Source organism: Alistipes sp. Marseille-P2263, from assembly GCF_018101075.1.
Classification (GTDB): Bacteria; Bacteroidota; Bacteroidia; order Bacteroidales; family Rikenellaceae; genus Alistipes; species Alistipes dispar.
The window spans coordinates 205,745-224,061 of sequence record NZ_JAGQEJ010000003.1 but is presented as its reverse complement, the minus strand read 5'-3'; the positions used below and the strand labels follow the sequence as shown (position 1 = coordinate 224,061).

Annotated in this window: 12 protein-coding genes; 8 read left to right on the top strand and 4 right to left on the bottom strand. The window is 64.3% G+C overall.

What is annotated here, in order from left to right; genetic code table 11:
* Positions 1-445 precede the first annotated feature (445 nt).
* Positions 446-1,432: a BF3164 family lipoprotein gene (locus tag KB554_RS05585; protein WP_211035153.1), complete on the top strand. Its 987-nt coding sequence runs from the start codon at positions 446-448 to the stop codon at positions 1,430-1,432.
* A gap of 85 nt (positions 1,433-1,517) precedes the next feature.
* Here the strand turns inward: KB554_RS05585 and KB554_RS05580 are convergent, their stop codons facing one another.
* On the bottom strand, positions 1,518-3,059 hold the full coding sequence (locus KB554_RS05580) for an acyloxyacyl hydrolase (protein ID WP_242116301.1): 1,542 nt from the start codon (positions 3,057-3,059) through the stop codon (positions 1,518-1,520).
* 171 nt (positions 3,060-3,230) lie between these two features.
* On the opposite strand from KB554_RS05580, the gene KB554_RS05575 reads away from it, so the two are divergent.
* Together KB554_RS05575 and KB554_RS05570 are read left to right on the top strand one after the other, a co-directional pair.
* Positions 3,231-4,769, top strand: coding sequence for a family 43 glycosylhydrolase (locus tag KB554_RS05575; protein ID WP_211035152.1), 1,539 nt, complete (start codon positions 3,231-3,233; stop codon positions 4,767-4,769).
* A 42-nt stretch (positions 4,770-4,811) separates the two neighbouring features.
* A complete protein-coding gene (locus KB554_RS05570; protein WP_211035151.1) occupies positions 4,812-7,352 on the top strand; it encodes a beta-N-acetylglucosaminidase domain-containing protein in 2,541 nt (846 codons plus the stop codon).
* A gap of 148 nt (positions 7,353-7,500) precedes the next feature.
* Here KB554_RS05570 and der read toward each other — a convergent pair whose 3' ends face one another.
* From der to KB554_RS05555, 3 genes are all read right to left on the bottom strand, one after another.
* Positions 7,501-8,805 (bottom strand): ribosome biogenesis GTPase Der, encoded by a 1,305-nt coding sequence (gene der, locus KB554_RS05565; RefSeq protein WP_211035150.1) that lies wholly within the window; start codon positions 8,803-8,805, stop codon positions 7,501-7,503.
* A gap of 186 nt (positions 8,806-8,991) precedes the next feature.
* Positions 8,992-11,100: a cation:proton antiporter gene (locus KB554_RS05560; RefSeq protein WP_232522910.1), complete on the bottom strand. Its 2,109-nt coding sequence runs from the start codon at positions 11,098-11,100 to the stop codon at positions 8,992-8,994.
* 173 nt (positions 11,101-11,273) lie between these two features.
* On the bottom strand, positions 11,274-12,806 hold the full coding sequence (locus KB554_RS05555; protein WP_211035149.1) for an alpha-L-arabinofuranosidase C-terminal domain-containing protein: 1,533 nt from the start codon (positions 12,804-12,806) through the stop codon (positions 11,274-11,276).
* Between the two features lie 260 nt (positions 12,807-13,066).
* Here KB554_RS05555 and KB554_RS05550 point away from each other — a divergent pair, with 260 nt between their 5' ends.
* From KB554_RS05550 to KB554_RS05530, 5 genes are read left to right on the top strand one after another with little or no spacing between them, the layout of a single operon-like run.
* The gene (locus tag KB554_RS05550; protein WP_211035148.1) at positions 13,067-14,227 is read left to right on the top strand and encodes an MFS transporter; all 1,161 of its coding nucleotides are present in this window, start codon (positions 13,067-13,069) and stop codon (positions 14,225-14,227) included.
* Positions 14,224-14,817, top strand: coding sequence for a porin family protein (locus KB554_RS05545; protein ID WP_141427608.1), 594 nt, complete (start codon positions 14,224-14,226; stop codon positions 14,815-14,817). Before KB554_RS05550 ends, KB554_RS05545 begins: the two co-directional genes overlap by 4 nt.
* A gap of 3 nt (positions 14,818-14,820) precedes the next feature.
* Positions 14,821-15,828 (top strand): PhoH family protein, encoded by a 1,008-nt coding sequence (locus tag KB554_RS05540; RefSeq protein WP_211035147.1) that lies wholly within the window; start codon positions 14,821-14,823, stop codon positions 15,826-15,828.
* Between the two features lie 3 nt (positions 15,829-15,831).
* Positions 15,832-17,289, top strand: coding sequence for an aminoacyl-histidine dipeptidase (locus KB554_RS05535; protein ID WP_141427605.1), 1,458 nt, complete (start codon positions 15,832-15,834; stop codon positions 17,287-17,289).
* On the top strand, positions 17,273-18,280 hold the full coding sequence (locus KB554_RS05530) for a diacylglycerol kinase family protein (RefSeq protein WP_141427603.1): 1,008 nt from the start codon (positions 17,273-17,275) through the stop codon (positions 18,278-18,280). Before KB554_RS05535 ends, KB554_RS05530 begins: the two co-directional genes overlap by 17 nt.
* Positions 18,281-18,317: the final 37 nt, after the last annotated feature.

Sequence of the window (18,317 nt, the reverse complement as noted above, 5' to 3'; positions counted from 1 at the left end):
ATGCCTCGGTTATTTGGAGTGTAGTAGATTGAATCGTTTTTTATGTCGCTAATTGATTGGTTTGTGTGTGATATAAAATGTAATTTTGATTTTTAATAATTGTTGTGTGTGTTTAAAAGTGTAAGTCTATTGTTTGCATTATAAAAAAGAAGTGCTATTTTGGTTTGGTAGCAGTCGCTTTGTTCGCAGGAGTTTCTACGTATATGGCGAATCGGGATTCGGAAATGACGGATCTGATGAGAGCGGATATCGAGGCATTGTCCGCTGATGAAACGGGTGATGGTACGACGGGAATGGGACAAATATATGATGCCAAAAAAGTTCGAGAATGAAGTCGGTTTCCATATTTGTAATATGTTTATTTATAATAAGTTGCAATGGTCCTGCGTCTCGAGTCACTCATGCCGATTTCCTTGAAAATGCTCCCGGCGATTCGCTGCACGCCGTGCGCATTCCCATCGGCGGGGACTTCCTGGGCGAATACCCGGTGCTGACCTTCGGGGAGCGTATCGTGATGCGGAATCCGTTCCGCTCGGACAAATGCTATTCGATCTACTGTTTTTCGGGCGATTCGCTGGTGAAGGAGGGGGAGTTCCTCTCCCGGGGGCGCGGCCCGTATGAGATGCTTTATTCGGAGATCGGGTTCGACCCGGCGTCGGGGAGCCTCAATCTGCTGGCGATTCATAATCAGGAGAATCGGTTTTGCCGCGTGCGTTCGGATGCTCCGGAATATCTCTACGATCTGTCGCACTGGGAGTATAAGTCGCTGGCGGGGATCGGCAACCGTACGTGGATCGCTTCCTGTCTGCTCGATCGTTCCTCGTATCTCATGTTGGGCTGTCAGGCCGATTCGCTCGCCATGTTTTCCCGTTTCGATGTCGATAGCGGACAGGTTACGCCGCTCGGATTCGAATTTCCCCGGACGTCGCTGGACCTCTCTCCGCTGGAGCAGCACGTCTTGTGGACGGGGAAATTGTATCGGCATCCGCAGCGGCATCGTTTTGTCTACTGCGCGCAGGATTTCAAATATCTTTTCGTTTTCGACCTGACGTCGGAGGGGAGGATTCAGTTGGTCCGGGGTGTGTACGATCGCCTTCCGGATTTGAAATGGATAGATGATCCTCGAGAGTGGCATTATACGTTCGACGAGGCATGCGAAGAGGGTTTCGAGGCGGTAGCCGTGGACGAAGCGGGCATTTACGTCGTTTACACGCAATCCACCCACGGCGAACTGCGCCATGCGGTGAGAACCGGCTCCGCGCAGCCCGTCCGACCTGTCCGGATGAACGTTTACGACTGGGACGGGAACTTCGTCCGGCGGCTCGTTCTGGACCGGTCCGTCGGCCCGATGGTCGTGCACGACGGCCGGCTGATCGCTTGGTCGGTCGATCCCGAGACCGCCGAGGAGATGTTGGTGAGCTACACGCTGTAATCGCCTGCAAGCCGGTTTTCGAGACGACGGCCCTTCTGACGGAGGGCCGTCGTCGTTTCGGGGCGGGAGCGCCGCGGCTCCCGGATCAGTAGTGCCGCGGATATTTGTTGTTGAAGCGGTAGCCGACGCCCAGCATGAGGAAGTTGGGCATGTGGAAATCCCGGAGCGAATAGCCGATATGCGCGAATGCGTTGCGCGTGATGCCCACCTTGAGCGTGAGCGTCTGGTAGAAGGCCTTCAGGTCGCCGCCCTTGTGCAGGACGTTCATGCCCAGTCCCAGCCCGATCGTGAAGTAGGGCATGACGAACTCGGCACGGCCCGAGAGACCCAGCGCGAGCTGCCTGTCGATCGTCGGACGTGCGAATTCCAGCGGAGCTCCGCCGCCGAGCTCCGCGATGCGGTCCGGGACATAGACATTCGCGCTGCCGTCGTATACGCCGTCGAGCGACAGTCCCGCGCGGAACTTGTAGCCGAAATTGTACAGGGCCGAGAAGTTGAATCCCACGACCGGATAGGTGTCGGGCGAGGCGTAGAGCACGTCGCCGACCTCCACGCCCTTGCTGCACCACGATCCGAACAGCACCAGATCGTAGCTGAAGTGCCTGCGGAATTCCGGCGCCGGGGTGCGTTGCGGGATTTCGGCCCGCTCCCGGCCGAAGTTGTAGGTCAGTCCGGCCCCGATGCCCGCCGAGTTCAGGCCCGCGTTCGGAATCTTGGTGTTGCCGTTGGAGAAGTGGGTGAGCGTGGGGCCGAAGGTGAGGTCCAGTTCGCGCGTGAGCATCCACCGGAGAAAGAAGTTCACGTTGAGGAAGGCGTTGATCTTCGACCCCATCATGGTGTTGAGGCGGTTGTCGTCCCGGTCGTAGGGTTTCCATCCGAACGAAAGACCGAAATTCCATTCGTAGTCGAGAGACAGGCGGCGCGACAGGCGGGCGATGCGCGCTCCCTGGAACAGGTAGGCCGCGACGGGATTGCCCAGCTCCTGCGGATTGGCGAAGTCGTAGTAGGCGATGCCGAACCCCTGATAGACACCGCCGTAAGTCCGGTCCGCGGGCGATCCCGGCCGGAAGCGGAAGGAGTATTTCAAGTGTGCCGCGAGCGAGAGATCGACGGGCAGCTGCGCGAGGTTCTCGCCCCGGAGAAAGGGGTTGATCGTGAAGATATGCTCGGGCCGGAACTCCGCGCCGATACGGTGCGTCAGCCGCCGGGGCCGCTTTCCGTCGCGCTCCGGTGCGAAGGACGGCGGGGCGATGCCTCCGCTCCGGCCGCTCCGCCGCACGGAATCCCGGACGGCAGGTTTCGTCTTCGGACGCTTTTGGGCGGCGGATTCCGTTCCGCTCCGGATCGTTCCGGACTGTTCCGCTGCCCCGGCTTCAGAATCCGCTGCGATTCCGGTGCGGTCTTCCGTCATTCCGGTGCGGTCCGTCGCGCTTCCGTTCCGGGGCTTTCCGTCCTGCTCCGCCGCGGGACCGGCGGCTGTCGTCCCGGCCGCATTGTCCGCCGCGCTGCTTGCGCCGGCCGTCGTTCCGGCCGTGCGGCCCGTCCCTTCCGCCGGAACGGCAGCGACGGGGAACAGCGACAACGCCCCTGCGAGGATTGCGGCGTACAGGTTCCCTCTTCTCTTCATTTCGGCGGATTTTCGGTTTTCGAATGTCGAAGTTACGAATTTTTCCGCAAACTCCTCCCTTTCCGCACCGAAACTTCCCGTGCTTCTTTCGGCGTGTCCGGCGTCCGGGGTGTGTCCCGATCGTCTTTTTTCGTATATTTGTCCGGAGAAAAAACGCTAAGACCGACTTTTATGCAAAAACTACTGTTCGCATTCGCTGCCGCGTGCGGCTGTCTGGGCGCCGCCGCCCAGCCGGGAACCTTTTCCAATCCGGTGATTCCGGGCGACCTGCCCGATCCCAGCGTCATCCGCGTCGGCGAGACCTACTATGCCTGCGGAACCTCTTCGGAGTGGGCGCCTTTCTATCCGCTCTTCACTTCGCGCGACCTGGTGAACTGGACGCAGGCGGGCCACCTGTTCGAAGAGCAGCCCGAGTGGACCCGCTCGTCGTTCTGGGCCCCGGAGCTGTTCCACCGCGACGGGCGGACCTACGCCTATTATACGGCCCGCCGCAAGAGCGACGGCACGTCGTATATCGGCGTGGCCACGGCCGACCGTCCCGAAGGCCCCTACACGGACCACGGTCCGGTCGTCGCGCTGGGCACCGAGGCCATCGACGCCTTCGTGCTGGAGGACGACGGGAAGCTCTACATCTCGTGGAAGGCCTACGGTCTCGACCGGCGGCCGATCGAACTGCTGGCCTGCCGCCTTTCGGACGACGGCCTGCGGCTCGAGGGCGAGCCGTTCAGCCTGCTGCGCGACGATGCGCGGCGGGGGCTGGAGGGCCAGCACTGGATGAAACTCGGCGATTACTACTACCTGATCTATGCCGTGAACGGCTGCTGCGGCCCCGGAAGCGACTATGCTGTTTCGGTGGCGCGGTCGAAAAACCTCCGCGGACCGTACGAGAAATACGCCGGGAATCCGGTCCTGCACGGCGGCGAAGGGGTGCAGTCCTGCGGCCACGGCACGGTGGTCACCACGCCCGACGGCCGCATGTTCTTCCTCTGCCATGCCTATCTTTCGGGCGAGAACTTCTTCCTCGGGCGTCAGCCGATCCTCTCCCGCATCGAGCTGGGCGAGGACGGATGGCTGCATTTCGAGGGCGGCGAAACGGCCCTCCTGCGGCGTCCGCTGCCGCTTCCCGGCACGGCGCAGGAGCCGGTGAAGGACTTCGCGGACGACTTCTCCTCGCCGCGCATCCGTCCCGAGTGGTCGTGGAACTATCCCTATGCCGTGCCGGACGTCGAGCAGGCCGACGGGCGGCTCTGCCTGAGCGGCCGCGCGAAGGAGGGCGTGCATACGGGCGTGGCCTTCTGCCTGCGCGCCCTGACGACGGACTACACGCTGGAGACGGCGTGCCTCGCGCGTCCTGCGGGATGGAGCGGCCTGACGCTCTACGGCGACGACAGGAACCTGCTGGTCTGGGGACTGCAAGACGGACGGCTGGCCGTACGCCTCGTCCGCGACGGACGGGAGGAGCTGCTCGGCGAGCCTCTCGCCGTTCCGGCCGATGTCCCCGTTTACCTGCGTATGGAGGTGCGGGGCGGCGGCCCCGCGGCCTTCGCGTACAGCCTCGACGGCAGCTCGTGGCAGCAGGCCGGAACGCGGCCCGTGGAGCCGGGCGAATTGCTGCAATGGGACCGCGTCGCCCGTCCGGGACTCTATTACGAAGGTCCCGAGACGTCGTTCGCCGAATTCGAATACGTCCGGATGAACCGGGTCCGGTAAACGACCGGGTAACGGAACGAGAACTCAAATTGCTTTTCAACGATGACCAGAACCAGATTTGCCTTGTTGGCCGCCGGGTTGCTCCTCTGCGGCCCGCTGTCGGGGCAGGAGACCGATTTCGACCTCGCCGCGCAGCGTTCCGAGTCGCAGGACGTGCGACCCGTGCCGGGACACGCCGTCGATCACGGCGGCCTGCCCCTCAATCCTGTGCCCCATAGCCTCGTCCGCGGCGAGGGGCGTCTCGACGTGTCGGGCGGCGTCCGCCTGCGGGGCGAGGGGACGCGTTTCGCCGCCGACCTGGGCTTCCTGCCCCTCGCGCGGAAAGGGGCGGCGCTTTCCGTCGAGTTCGGCGCGAAAGCGGCTGCCCGGCGCGGCGTGAAACCCCTGTCGGGAGCCTATGCGCTCCGGATCGACGGCTCGGGCATCGCCCTGACGGGTTACGACGAGCGGGGCGCCTTCTATGCCGTACAGACCCTCCGGCAGATCGCCGAAAGTCCGGCCGCGGCCGGCGGGCTGCCCTTCGTGGAGATTGCGGACTATCCCGACCTGCCCACGCGGGGTGTCGTCGAGGGCTTCTACGGCACGCCGTGGCCGCATGCCGTGCGGCTGTCGCTCATCGACTTCTACGGACGTTTCAAGATGAACAGCTACCTCTACGGCCCGAAAGACGATCCCTACCATAGCTGCCCCGACTGGCGGCTGCCGTATCCCGAATCGGAGGCGCGGCAGATCCGCGAGCTGGTCGAGGCGTGCCGGCGCAACTACGTCGATTTCGTCTGGGCGATCCACCCCGGGCAGGACATTCGCTGGAACGAGGAGGACTACCGCAACCTGGTGCAGAAGTTCGAATGGATGTACGACCTCGGCGTGCGCGCCTTTGCCATCTTCTTCGACGACATTTCGGGCGACGGCACGGACCCCGGGCGGCAGACCGAGCTGCTGAACCGCCTCGACGCCGATTTCGTCCGCGCCAAGGGCGATGTCGCACCGCTCGTGGTCTGCCCGACGGACTATTCGCGGCTCTGGGCGAATCCCACGCCGCAGGGCAGTCTGGCCATCTACGGGCGGACGCTCGACCCCTCGGTGCGGGTCTTCTGGACGGGCGACGTCGTGTGCAGCGACCTCACGCCCGAGACGCTCGCGTGGGTCGATTCGCGCATCGGCCGTCCGGCGTTCTACTGGTGGAACTATCCGGTGACGGACTATGCGCGCCATATCCTGATGCAGGGTCCGGTCTATGGGTTGGACACGACGCTTACGACCGACGACCTGTGCGGCTTCGTCAGCAACCCGATGGAACACGGCGAGGCGTCGAAGCTGGCGCTCTACGGCGTGGCCGACTACACGTGGAACACGGCGGCCTACAATCCGATCGACAACTGGGAGCGGGGGCTCGCGGAGCTGGTTCCCGAGGCGCGCGAGGCGTACCGCACCTTCGCCATCCATTCGTGCGACACGGAGACGGGCTACCGCCGCGACGAGTCGTGGGAGACCGAGACGTTCCGCATCGCCGACTACACTCCCGGGCAGGCCGCGGCCCTGCGGGAGGAGTTCGGGCGGGTGGTTGCGGCGCCCGGCGTGCTGGAGGAGCGCTGCGCCAACCGGGAGCTGCTGGCCGAGCTGCGGCCGTGGCTCGCGGAGTTCCGCAAGCTGGGCGAACGGGGGCTCCGGACGCTCGATCTCATCGCATGTTACGAGACGGGCGACGACGCGGCGTTCTGGAGCGGCTACGTCCGCAACCGGATGAGCGCCGCCGACCGCAGTGCCTACGAGGCCCACAAGTCCGGCACGATGAAGCTCCAGCCCTTCTATGAGCAGGCGATGGACGACATGGCCGCGGGCTTCTTCACGCGCCTGACGGGCGACCGGCCCGCTTCGGCCCGCGGCATCGGGTCTTTCCCGACCCTCGCCACGACGCAGAGCCGCCTGATGCTCGACCACGACCCCGGGACTTTCTACACTTCGGGCCGTGCGCAGCAGGCCGGCGACTGGATCGGCGTCGATCTGGGAACCCTGCGCGAGGTTTCCGAGGTGACGATCCTTCAGGGCCGGAACTCGACCGACGATGTGGATTACTTCGACCATGCGCGGCTCGAATACTCGGCCGACGGACGGACGTGGCATCCGCTGCTCGACGACCTGCGGAGGCAGTACGTCGTCGAATGGCGCGGCGAACCCGTCGGAGCGCGCTACGTGCGGCTGCTGCGCCTCGACTCGCCCAGGACCAACTGGGCGGCCGTGCGCTCGTTCGAGGTCAATCCCGTGCGCGCCGAACGGCTCGGGTTCCGCATCGAGGCCGCGGATGCGGAGCGGGCGCTCTATGCCTTCGACCGCGATCCCGGCACGTCGTTCCGCAGCGACGGACGCCTTGCGTTCGAGGTTCCCGACGGCGTGCGGGAGTATGTGCTGTTGCTGGACCTGCCCGGGGAGGACGGACTCCGCGTGCGGCAGTTGGCCGCCGACGGCAGCGTGCTCTCCGAGACGGCGGTCGGCGAACCTTTCTTCCGCCTCGCCCTGGCGGACGGCGCGGCCTCGGTGGCCCTCGAAGGTCCGGCCGAGGTTTTCGAGATCATCGCCCGGTGAGCCTCTGCCTCCCGGAACGGAAACCGCCCCAAAGCGTCGTCGCTTCGGGGCGGGTCTTTTTCGCGCCGGGGCCTGCGGGGCGCTGGGACTTCGCTTGCGTCGGAGCCCGACTGCCGGAATGCGCCGCCTCGGGCGATGGTTCCGTGGCCTATTTCTGCCGGAAATAGATCTGGATGGGCACTCCGGCGAAATCCCACCGTTCGCGGATGTTGTTTTCCAGGAAGCGGCGGTAGGGCTCCTTGATGTACTGCGGCAGGTTCACGAAAAAGGCGAACTGCGGCGTCGGCGTCGGCAACTGCGTGACGTACTTGATCTTGATGTACTTGCCCTTGGTCGCGGGGGGAGGGTAGTTCTCGATCAGCGGCAGCAGCTCTTCGTTCAGCTCCGACGTGGAGATGCGGCGTTTGCGCGACTGGTGCACCCGGATCGCGGTCTGGAGCACGTCGAGGATGCGCTGTCTGTTCAGCACCGAGGTGAAGACGATCGGAATGTCGTTGAACGGGGCGAGCCGTTTTTTCAGGAACTCGGTCCACTCCTTCATCGTGTTGCTGTCCTTCTCCACGAGGTCCCACTTGTTCACCACGATCACGCACCCCTTGCGGTTGCGGACGATGAGGTTGTGGATGTTCAGGTCCTGCGATTCGAGTCCCTGCTGCGCGTCGAGCATCAGGACGCAGACGTCGGACTGCTCGATGGCCCGGATCGACCGCATCACCGAGTAGAATTCGAGGTCCTCCATCGTCTTGCCCTTCTTGCGCATGCCGGCCGTATCGACGAGGTAGAAGTCCATGCCGAACTTGTTGTAGCGCGTGTGGATCGAGTCGCGCGTGGTTCCGGCGATCGACGTGACGATGTTGCGCTCGGTGCCCAGCAGGGCGTTCGTGAGCGACGATTTGCCGACGTTGGGCCGTCCGACGATCGTGATGCGCGGCAGGTCGTCCTCCGCTTCGTCCGCTTCGTCGGCGGGAAGCGCCGCGAGGATGGCGTCCATCAGGTCGCCCGTGCCGCTTCCCGACATGGACGAGATGCAGTAGGGATCGCCCAGACCGAGGGCGTAAAATTCGTGCGAGGAGTAGATCTGGTCGTTGTTGTCAACCTTGTTGCAGACGAGGATCACCTTTTTCGGCGAGCGGCGCAGGATGTCGGCCATCAGCTCGTCGAGGTCCGTGATTCCGGTGGAGACCTCCACCAGGAGGAGTATGACGTCCGCTTCGTCGATGGCCAGCATCACCTGACGGCGGATTTCGTCTTCGAAGATGTCGTCGGAATTGACGGTGTAGCCGCCCGTGTCGATCACGGAGAATTCGCGGCCGTTCCAGTCCGTTTTGCCGTAGTGGCGGTCGCGCGTGGTTCCGGCCGTCGCATCGACGATCGCTTTGCGTTCGCCGACGAGGCGGTTGAAGAGGGTCGATTTGCCGACGTTGGGCCGTCCGACGATTGCTACGAGGCTCATGTTCTTTCTGCGTTTTGCGGGACCGGACCTCTCCTGCCGGACCGCAGGCTTCGTCTGCCCTGCGGGCCGCCGGCCGTCCGGACCGGAGTTTGTGCGTGCAAAGATACAACAATCGGGCGAATTATGAAAGGCGCCGCCCGCGGCCGTCCCCGGACCGTGGTCCCGGCGGCAGCGTCCGATGCTTCCCTACAGATAGCGGCTCTCCGTGGCGCCCGCCTGCACGGGGTAGAGCAGCACGTAGCTGTATCCCGCGAAGTACTGTTCGAGATAGCCCGGGATGCGGTTCATCGCGGGGTGGTAGGAGACCCGCTCGCGGCGGCTCATCACGAACCAGAGGCAGTCGTCGTTCCGCAGGTCGTGTTCGAGCGAGGGGAGGTCGTCCCAGCGGTCGAACGCGACGAACCCGATGTTGGCCGGGAGTTTGCGGCCCCGGCGGGGGCGGAGGTGTTCGAGCGTGCCTTCCGAGGCGAAGAAGACGATCTTCGCGCCGGAGTTCTCGGCCAGTTGCCGGATGCGGTGCACCCAGGCCTGGAATCCGGCCTCCTTTTCGGCCTTTTCGGGCACGACGATCAGGTGGCGCTTGACGGTGGCCAGCGGCTGCGCGGGGCTGTATATGAAGGTGGTGACGTTGCTCTGCATCAGTACGTCGGTCACCATGCGGCCGATGCCCGGACCCGAAGCCCCCGGGATGCCCGGGATCGCCGGAATGGCCGGCATGCCGGGCGTGCGCTGGTGCATGCCCAGCACGATGTCGGTGATGTTGCGCTCGCGGACGACGCTCACGATGGCGTTCGAGATGTTCACGTCGTAACGCAGCAGTTGCTGGAGGTAGAGGTCGCCCGCGGCGGCGGTCGTCGCCGCGATGTCGAGCACCTTCCGGGCCTGTTTCTCGATGTTGGGGTCCTCTGCCTTGTTGTCGATGGCGTGCAGGGCGTAGAGGCCGTTGGGCTCCTTGGGGCGTTTGAGCATGGCGCTCAGCCCCACCAGCTCGTCCACCGACCGTTCGTTGGCCACCGGAATCAGGATGTGGTCCTCGCGGCGCGGCGCTTTCTCCGCATCGTCCTGCGCATGGTTCATGGCGATGTTGTGGGCGCCCCGCTGCGTGGCGAAAGTCGAGACGATGCACGTGGCCAGAATCATGAGGATCGTGCCGTTGAGCACGCTTTCGCTCAGCAGCCGGATCGGCTCCCCGTCGGGCGTGTGGCCCAGGATGACGTTGTAGCCCACCATGACGGCGGCGAGCGTGGCCGCCACGTGGGCGCTGCTCAGTCCGAAGATGACGGTCCGCTGGTCTTTCGAGAGGCGGAAGCTCTTCTGCGTGAGCCATGCGGCGATGAATTTCGCCGCCGTGATGAGCGCGATCATGATCGCCGCCACCTCGATGCTCTCCCAGTCGCGGAAGAAGGCCCGGTAGTCGATGAGCATCCCCACGCCGATCAGGAAGAAGGGGATGAAGATGGCGTTGCCGACGAACTCCACGCGGTTCATCAGCGGCGACGTGCGCGGGATGAGCCGGTTGAGGGCCATGCCCGAGAGGAACGCGCCGATGATCGGTTCGAGACCGGCTAACTGGGCGAAGAAGGCCCCGAGGAAGACCATCGCCAGAACGAAGATGTACTGCGAGACGCTGTCGCTGACCTGCTTGAAGAACCAGTGGGCCAGCAGCGGGAAGAGGAAGACGATGATGACGATGCAGAGGAGCACCGAGGCGCCGAGCCGCCACCAGAACATGTCGTCCACGTTGCCCGTGGCCATGCCGACGATCACGGTGAGCAGCAGCAGGGCCAGCGTGTCGGTGATGACCGTGCCGCCCACGGCGATCGTCACCGCCTTGTCGCGGGCGATGCCGAGCTTGCTGACGATGGGGTAGGCCACGAGCGTCTGCGAGGCGAACAGCCCGGCCAGCAGGATCGAGGAGTAGAGCGGGAACCCCATCACGTAGTACCCGGCCAGGATGCCCAGCCCGAGCGGGACGCAGAAGGTGTAGAGGCCGAACACGAGGCTGCGCCAACTGTTGCGCCGGAAGTCGGACATGTCCATGTCGAGTCCCGAGAGGAACATGATGTAGAGCAGGCCGGCCGTGCCCGAGAGGATGATGCTGCTGTCGCGCAGCACGAGGTTCAGTCCGTGGGGGCCGATCACCGCTCCGGCGATGATGAGCCCCAGCAGGTAGGGGATTTTGAGCTTGTTCAGAATCAGCGGCGCTGCGAGGATGATGACCAGAATGAGCAGGAATTTCAGGATCGGGTCTTCGAGCGGCAGCGTCAGGTCTATATGTGCGAGTAACGGGATCATCCGGTGCGGTGTTTAGTCTTTCCACAAAGATAGGAAAAATCGGGTTATGCGCAAGCTCCCGGCGATAAAAAATCCGGCCAGGGCGTCCGCGTCCCGCATCCGGAAAAAGCCCGGCATGCGAAAGAAGCCCGGCATGCGGAAATATGCCGGGCCTGCGTCGCGAATCCCGTAGGTCATCGGCCGGAGAGTGCGAATTCGCAAATCGTGACGGATTCCCCCTTGAACGTGATTTCGTCCGCCTTTCCCGGATCGGTGTCCGTGGCCGTTGCGACGACGTTCCCGGCCGGGTCGTCCAGCGTGTTCCTGGCATCGAGCGAGGCGGCCGACAGCACGGTGGTCCGTATGAGCTTGTCCGCCTTGCAGTTTTCGAAGACGATGCGCGTCTTCAGGGCCTTCGGGTTGAGATTGACGACGAACAGGTTGAGCCTTCCGCGCTCCCGGTCGATGGTCGCGGAGACGTCCAGCGAACCGACGTCCGTGTCCATTGCGGGGGATACGGCCTCGGCCTTTACGCTCTCTTTCAGTCCTTTCGCGCGGTATTCCCGGAGCGGGAAGAACGTCGTCTGCCTTACCGAGGCGGTTTCGTCGGTCATGATCGGGGCGAGGATGTTCACCATCTGCGCCCAGTTGGCTATTCCTACGTGGCGGGCGTTGCGGTGGATGGCGTTGAGAAAATACGCCGTCGCCAGCCCGTGACGCCATTCGTAGGTGTTGGTCGTCCCGTAGGGAGGTCCTCCGGCCTCCCAGATTCCCCATTCGTCGAAAGCGATTCTGATACGGTCCTGGCGAGGGGGAAAGCGGTACCATACCTGCCAGTTGTCAACGGAGTCCGGGCAGTTCTCCCGGATGAAGGCGCCCAGGGCGGCGAGCCCCCTGTCCGCCGCCTTGATCTTCCGGAACAGGGAGTAGGGCTTTCCCTCCTCCGTGTTCACGTAGTTGTGGAAGGAGATGTAGTCCACGGCTCCGCCCAGGCCGTCCAGAACCGTTTCGTTCCAGCGCATGTCGCCCCCTTCGCCGTTGGCGATGAGTTTGATGGACGGGTCCGTCAGTTTCATCAGTTTGATGAAATGCCACACGTCCTCCACGTATTTCCGGGGGTCCTGATGGCGTCCCGCGTCGGGTTCGGCTCCCTCCTCGTTCCCCAGCGCCCAGTACTTCACGCCGAAAGGCTCCGGGTATCCGTGCGAACGCCTGAGGTTGGCATAGTATGTGTTTTCCGTTCCGTTGCAGTATTCGACCCAGTTGGCCGCTTCGTCGGGCGATCCGGTGGAGAGGTTCACCACGAGGCAGGGCTCTGCGCCTATTTCCCTGCAATACTCGATGAACTCGCACGTGCCGAAATGGAAATCGTTGATGCCGCCCCAGATCAGGTTCTTCCTCGCCTTGCGCTCCTCTTTGGGACCCACCCCGTCTTCCCAGTGGAAGGTCTTGACCGCCGTTCCGCCCGGGAACCGCAGCATCGTCGGGGAGAGCTCCTTCACCTTTTCCAGCACGTCGCGGCGGAATCCCCGGCTGTCGGACAGCGGCGAGTCCTCGTCGAAAATGCCTCCGTCGATGCAGCGTCCCATGTATTCCACGAATTGTCCGTACACGTACGGGGAGATCTCGCCGAGGCTGGCGCCTGCGTCGATCGTTATTCTGTTTTCCTGGGCGTGCGATGACAGGCAGAGCAGTGCGAAAACGGGCGGCAGAAGCAGTTTTTTCATGTGTGGCAGGTGTTTTCGGTGACGGGCGGACCTCCGGCCGTCGGACAAAGATAGGCAAAAGATGCGAGGCATGCAACTCCCGGAAGTTGTCCGCATCGCCGGGGAATCCGGCCGGCATGTCCGTGATGCAGAGGCGGAAGGGGTGTCCGGTCCAGACGCTCGCATGGCGGCGCGGCGCAAAAAAACGGGGGCGGATGCTTCGCTTTTCGGCAAAAAAGCGTAACTTTGAAAAATCATTGAAAACCGGAACGGCTTTGGTTATGGGTGTCGAGAGAGTGGACAGACGGTTGCTCGGTCCCGTGCTCGCGGGATTTTTCATCATGGGTTTCTGCGACATGGTGGCTCCGATCACGGGGCGTATCGCCGCGGAGTTCCCCGCGGAGCGGCAGGCGGCCGTGAGCTTCCTTCCGACGATGGTGTTCCTCTGGTTTCTGGTGCTTTCGGCGCCGTTTGCCGCATGGATGAACCGCCGGGGCCGCAAGACGACGGCGCTCGCGGGCTATCTCCTCACGGTCGCCGGCCTGCTCGTGCCCTATGCCGCCGGCGAGGGATGCGCGCTGGGGTGGTACTTCGCCGGGTTCGGCCTGCTGGGTATAGGCAATACGGCGATCCAGGTGGCCGTCAATCCGCTGCTGGCCACCATCGTTCCCGCGGAGCGCATGACGAGCTACCTGACCGTGGGGCAGATTTTCCGCAACACGTCGCTGCTCCTGCTGGCGCCGATCGTGACGGGACTGGTCGCCGCGACCGGGTCGTGGCGTCTGCTGCTGCCGATCTACGCGGCTCTCACGGTCGCGGGCGGGGTGTGGCTGCAACTGACCTCCGTGCCCGAGCCGCCGCGCAGCGGAACCTCCGTCGGACTGGCAGCCTGCTTCGGTCTGCTGAAGAACCGTGCGGTGCTGCTCTCGGCGCTGGGCGTGGCATGCTTCATCGCCGCCGACGTGGGGATCGGCTACCTCTCGGTGCGGCTGATCGACAACCCCTCGTCGATCCTCACGACCACGGGTTTCTACGCCTGCCGCATCGTCGGGACGATCGTCGGGGCGTGGGCCCTCGTGCGGGTCCGGGACACGAAGTATCTGGGCTGGAACATGGCCGGGGTGCTGGCGCTCTGCCTCGTGCTGCTCTTCACGGACAGCGGGGCGGTGATCTATGCCGCCGTGGGCCTCATGGGCTTCGGCATGGCGTGCGTCTTCGCCACCTTCTACTCCGTGGCGACCCGTGCCGTGCCGGAGCGGGCCAACGAGGTGGCCGGGCTGATGATTCTGGCCATTTCGGCGGGAGCCGTGTCGGGTCCGGCGTGCGGCGCCGTCGCGCGTGCGGCGGGCAGTCCGCATTGGGGGATGCTCTTCGTCGCCGTGCTGGTGTGCTACATGCTCTGGGCGAGCGTGAAACTGACAAACAACGAACAACGGATATGAAAAAAATCGTACTGACCCTGCTGCTTGCAGCCGCCGCATGGAGCGCGGCGGCGCAGCGGCCCCGCACGCGGGTGGAATGGGGCGTGATCGGAGGTATCAGCATTCCCGATTATACGACCGACATGGACCGGACGGACATCAGGAACAAATGCGGCTGGCAGGCCGGCATCGTGACAGCCGTGAATCTGGGCGCCTTCGCCGTCGAGCCGCAGATTCTCTATGTCCGCCAGGGCATGCGTATCCGGCCCGAGGGGGGCGAGGAGGTGAACCTCAAGTCCAATTCGATCGACGTGCCTGTGCTGCTGTCGCTGCGGCTGCTCCATCCCGTGCGCATCTACACCGGACCGGTCTTTACGGTGATGAACGACAGCAAGCAGAAGTCGGGGCGCGACCTGCTCGATTTCGGGCGCGTGCGTCCCACGGTCTCGTTCACGGTCGGGGCCGGCGTGGTGCTGATGCGCCACCTGCTCGTCGATCTGCGCTACAACGGCCAGTTCCGGGCCAAGCACGACGTCGTGCTGCCCGACGGCCAGCAGCTCGACAAGCTCCGCTCGTACAACGTCGCACTGAGTTTCGGTTATCTGTTTTAGCCTATGACGGAGACGCTCGGACGGGAAATCGCCGTCGAAGGGGTCGATCCCCGCGAACTGTACGGGGCGCAGAACGTCTATCTGGAACAGATCAAGGCGCTGCACCCCGCATTGAAGATCGTGGCGCGCGGACAGTCGCTCAAGGTGCTCGGCCCCGAGGCGGAGACGCGCCGGTTCGCCGCCCGCATGGAGGGGCTGGCGGCCTATTACCTCAAGTACGGGCACATCTCCCCGCAGGTCATCGACCAGTGTTTCGCGGGGGGCTTCGGGGCGGCGGACGCCCCCGCGGACAAGGACGTGATCGTGTACGGCAACAACGGCAACATCGTCCGCGCCCGCACGGTGAACCAGCAGCGGCTGGTGGGGCTCTACGACAAGTGCGACCTGCTCTTCGCCGTCGGCCCGGCCGGGTCGGGCAAGACCTATACGGCCATCGCGCTGGCCGTCCGGGCCCTGAAGGAGAAACAGGTGCGGCGCATCATCCTGACGCGCCCGGCCGTCGAGGCGGGCGAGAAGCTGGGCTTCCTGCCCGGCGACATGAAGGAGAAGCTGGATCCCTACCTGCAGCCGCTCTACGACGCGCTCAACGACATGATCCCGCCCGCGAAGCTCCAGAAGTTCCTCGAAGAGGGGACCGTGCAGATCGCACCGCTGGCCTACATGCGCGGGCGGACGCTCGACAACGCCTTCGTCATTCTGGACGAGGCGCAGAACACCACGCTCGCGCAGATCAAGATGTTCCTGACGCGCATGGGGCGCAACGCGCGTTTCATCGTCACGGGCGACGTGACGCAGATCGACCTGCCGCGCAGGAGCGACAGCGGACTGGTGCGCGCGATGGAGATCCTGCGCCGCGTGGAGGGCATCGGCATCGTCGAGTTCGACAAGCGCGACATCGTGCGCCATCCGCTCGTCAAGCACATCGTCGAAGCCTTCGACCGGCACGCCGGCGCGGGGCCGGCGGAATCCGGAGAATCGGATACGGAAAATACGGAAACCAAAAACGAATAAGTCATGGACAGAAATCTTGCAGCGCTCGAACCGGCGCTCGTCTGGAAACATTTCGCGGAGATCGTCCGCATCCCGCGCCCGTCGCATCACGAGGAGGCCATCCGCCGCTACGTGCTGGAGTTCGCCCGGGGGCTCGGCCTCGAGGCCCGTGAGGACGAGGCGCACAACGTCTATGTCCGCAAACCCGCCTCGAAGGGAATGGAGAACCGCAAGGGCGTCATCCTGCAGGCGCACCTCGACATGGTTCCGCAGAAAAACAACGACAAGACGTTCGATTTCGAGAAGGACCCGATCGACGCCTATGCGGACGGCGGATGGGTCACGGCCGACGGCACGACGCTCGGGGCCGACAACGGCATCGGCGTGGCTTCGATCCTGGCCGTGCTGGAGGACGACACGCTCGCGCACGGGCCGCTGGAGGCGCTCTTCACGGCCACCGAGGAGACCGGCATGGACGGCGCCTTCGGGCTGCGGCCCGGGGTGTTGCAGGGCGAAATCCTGCTCAACCTCGATTCCGAGGAGGAGGGCGAGCTGTACGTGGGCTGTGCCGGAGGGCTCGACGCGAACACGACGTTCCGCTATGCGGAGGAGCCGACGCCCGCCGCGGGCTACGTCGCCGCGAAGATCTCCGTCAGGGGCCTCAAGGGCGGCCATTCGGGCATTCAGATCGTCTGCCAGCGCGCCAATGCCAACAAACTGCTGTTCCGGCTGCTCAATGCCGCGCCCTGCCCCCTGCTGCTCTGCTCGGTGGACGGCGGCGGACTGCGCAACGCCATTCCGCGCGAGGCCGAAGCCGTTGTGCTGCTCCCCGAGGCGGATTACGACGCTTTCGCCGGGGCGGTCGCCGCGTACGAAAAGACCGTGCGGGAGGAGTTCGAAGGGATCGAGGAGAACATTTCGGTCACGGTCGGGAAGTGTGCCAGGCCCGCCGGAATGCTGCCGCGCGACGTGGCCGTGAAGGTGATCCGCGCGGTCGCGGGGTGTCCCGACGGCGTGCAGCGCATGTCGCTCTCGATGCCCGGGCTGGTGCAGACGTCGGGCAACCTGGCGCGCGTGGTCTCGGACGGCTCGACGGTGAAGATGCAGTGCCTGCTGCGCAGTTCGGTGCGTTCGGAGAAGGAGGCGCTGGGCGAGGCCATCGCCGCGGTCTTCGCGCTGGCCGGAGGCGAGACGGAGCTGACGGGGGCCTACGACGGCTGGAATCCCGACATGAAGTCGCCGATCCTGAAGGCTATGACCGCCTCCTACGAGGCGCTCTACGGCCGCAAGCCCGCCGTGACGGCGATCCACGCCGGACTCGAATGCGGCATCATCGGCGGCAAGTACCCCGGTCTGGACATGATTTCGTTCGGCCCGACGATCCGCTATCCCCACTCGCCCGACGAGAAGGTGGAGATCGCCTCGGTCGGGAAATTCTACGACTTCCTGGTTCACACGCTGCGCAATGTTCCCGAAAAGTAGCGGGCCGCACTCCGGCGCCAAGTGGTTCGTCATCGTCAATCCCGTGGCCGGAGGCGGCCGCGGGCTGGACCACTTTCCGCAGATTTCGAAGCACCTGCGCGATGCGCACATCCGTTGCGAACCGGTCTTCACGGAACACAAGTTCCACGCCACGGAGCTGACCGTGACGGCCGTCCGCGAGGGATACCGCCACATCATCGTCGTCGGAGGCGACGGCACGCTGCACGAGGTGGTGAACGGGCTGTTCATCCAGCAGGAGGTGCGTCCCGACGAGGTGTTGCTGGCCGTGGTGGCCGTGGGCACGGGCAACGACTGGGTCCGCACGTTCGGTATTTCGAACCGCTACCGGCACGCCGTGCAGGCCATCAGCGAAGGCTGCTCCTTCCTGCAGGATGTCGGGGTGGTCTCCTACGAGGAGGCGCACTACCGGCAGAACCGCTACATGGCCAACGTGGCCGGCGCGGGCTTCGACGCCCATGTGGTGCGGAAGCTCTCGCACCTGAAGAAGAAGGGCCGCAAGAGCCGCTGGCGCTATACGTGGTGTCTGGTGCGCAACTTCTTCCGCTACAAGTCCACGGGCGTCAAGGTGTGGGTGGACGGGCGGCTGGTTTACAACAACCTGCTGCTTTCGGCGGCCGTCGGCATCTGCAAGTTCAACGGCGGCGGCCTGCAGCAGCTTCCCGAGGCGGTGGCCGACGACGGGATGCTCGACCTGTCGCTGATCCGCCCCGTGCATTTCTGGCATCTGCTTTTCCGGTTCCACTACCTGTTCAACGGCGGCATCTACCGCATCCGGCATATCTTGCAGGAGCGCGGCAGCCGCATCCGCATCGAGTCGTCGCCCGAAGTGGGCGTCGAGGTGGACGGCGAGCCGCTGGGCCATACGCCGCTCGAATTTTCGATTCTCCACAAGGCGATCCGGATCGTCGTGGCGAAGGAGTTCTACGAACAGCACGTCCCGGCGGAGGACTCCGCCCGCAAGGCCGGGTGAGGGTCCGGGCATTCCGGGACGATGCGCGGGGAGAGAC

What these genes read in the sequence shown, in the direction of transcription:
- KB554_RS05580 (WP_242116301.1), bottom strand. Translation starts at nt 3,059, where the DNA reads ATGAAGAGAAGAGGGAACCTGTACGCCGCAATCCTCGCAGGGGCGTTG.
- KB554_RS05575 (WP_211035152.1), top strand. Translation starts at nt 3,231, where the DNA reads ATGCAAAAACTACTGTTCGCATTCGCTGCCGCGTGCGGCTGTCTGGGC.
- KB554_RS05570 (WP_211035151.1), top strand. Translation starts at nt 4,812, where the DNA reads ATGACCAGAACCAGATTTGCCTTGTTGGCCGCCGGGTTGCTCCTCTGC.
- der (WP_211035150.1), bottom strand. Translation starts at nt 8,805, where the DNA reads ATGAGCCTCGTAGCAATCGTCGGACGGCCCAACGTCGGCAAATCGACC.
- KB554_RS05560 (WP_232522910.1), bottom strand. Translation starts at nt 11,100, where the DNA reads ATGATCCCGTTACTCGCACATATAGACCTGACGCTGCCGCTCGAAGAC.
- KB554_RS05555 (WP_211035149.1), bottom strand. Translation starts at nt 12,806, where the DNA reads ATGAAAAAACTGCTTCTGCCGCCCGTTTTCGCACTGCTCTGCCTGTCA.
- KB554_RS05550 (WP_211035148.1), top strand. Translation starts at nt 13,067, where the DNA reads ATGGGTGTCGAGAGAGTGGACAGACGGTTGCTCGGTCCCGTGCTCGCG.
- KB554_RS05545 (WP_141427608.1), top strand. Translation starts at nt 14,224, where the DNA reads ATGAAAAAAATCGTACTGACCCTGCTGCTTGCAGCCGCCGCATGGAGC.
- KB554_RS05540 (WP_211035147.1), top strand. Translation starts at nt 14,821, where the DNA reads ATGACGGAGACGCTCGGACGGGAAATCGCCGTCGAAGGGGTCGATCCC.
- KB554_RS05535 (WP_141427605.1), top strand. Translation starts at nt 15,832, where the DNA reads ATGGACAGAAATCTTGCAGCGCTCGAACCGGCGCTCGTCTGGAAACAT.
- KB554_RS05530 (WP_141427603.1), top strand. Translation starts at nt 17,273, where the DNA reads ATGTTCCCGAAAAGTAGCGGGCCGCACTCCGGCGCCAAGTGGTTCGTC.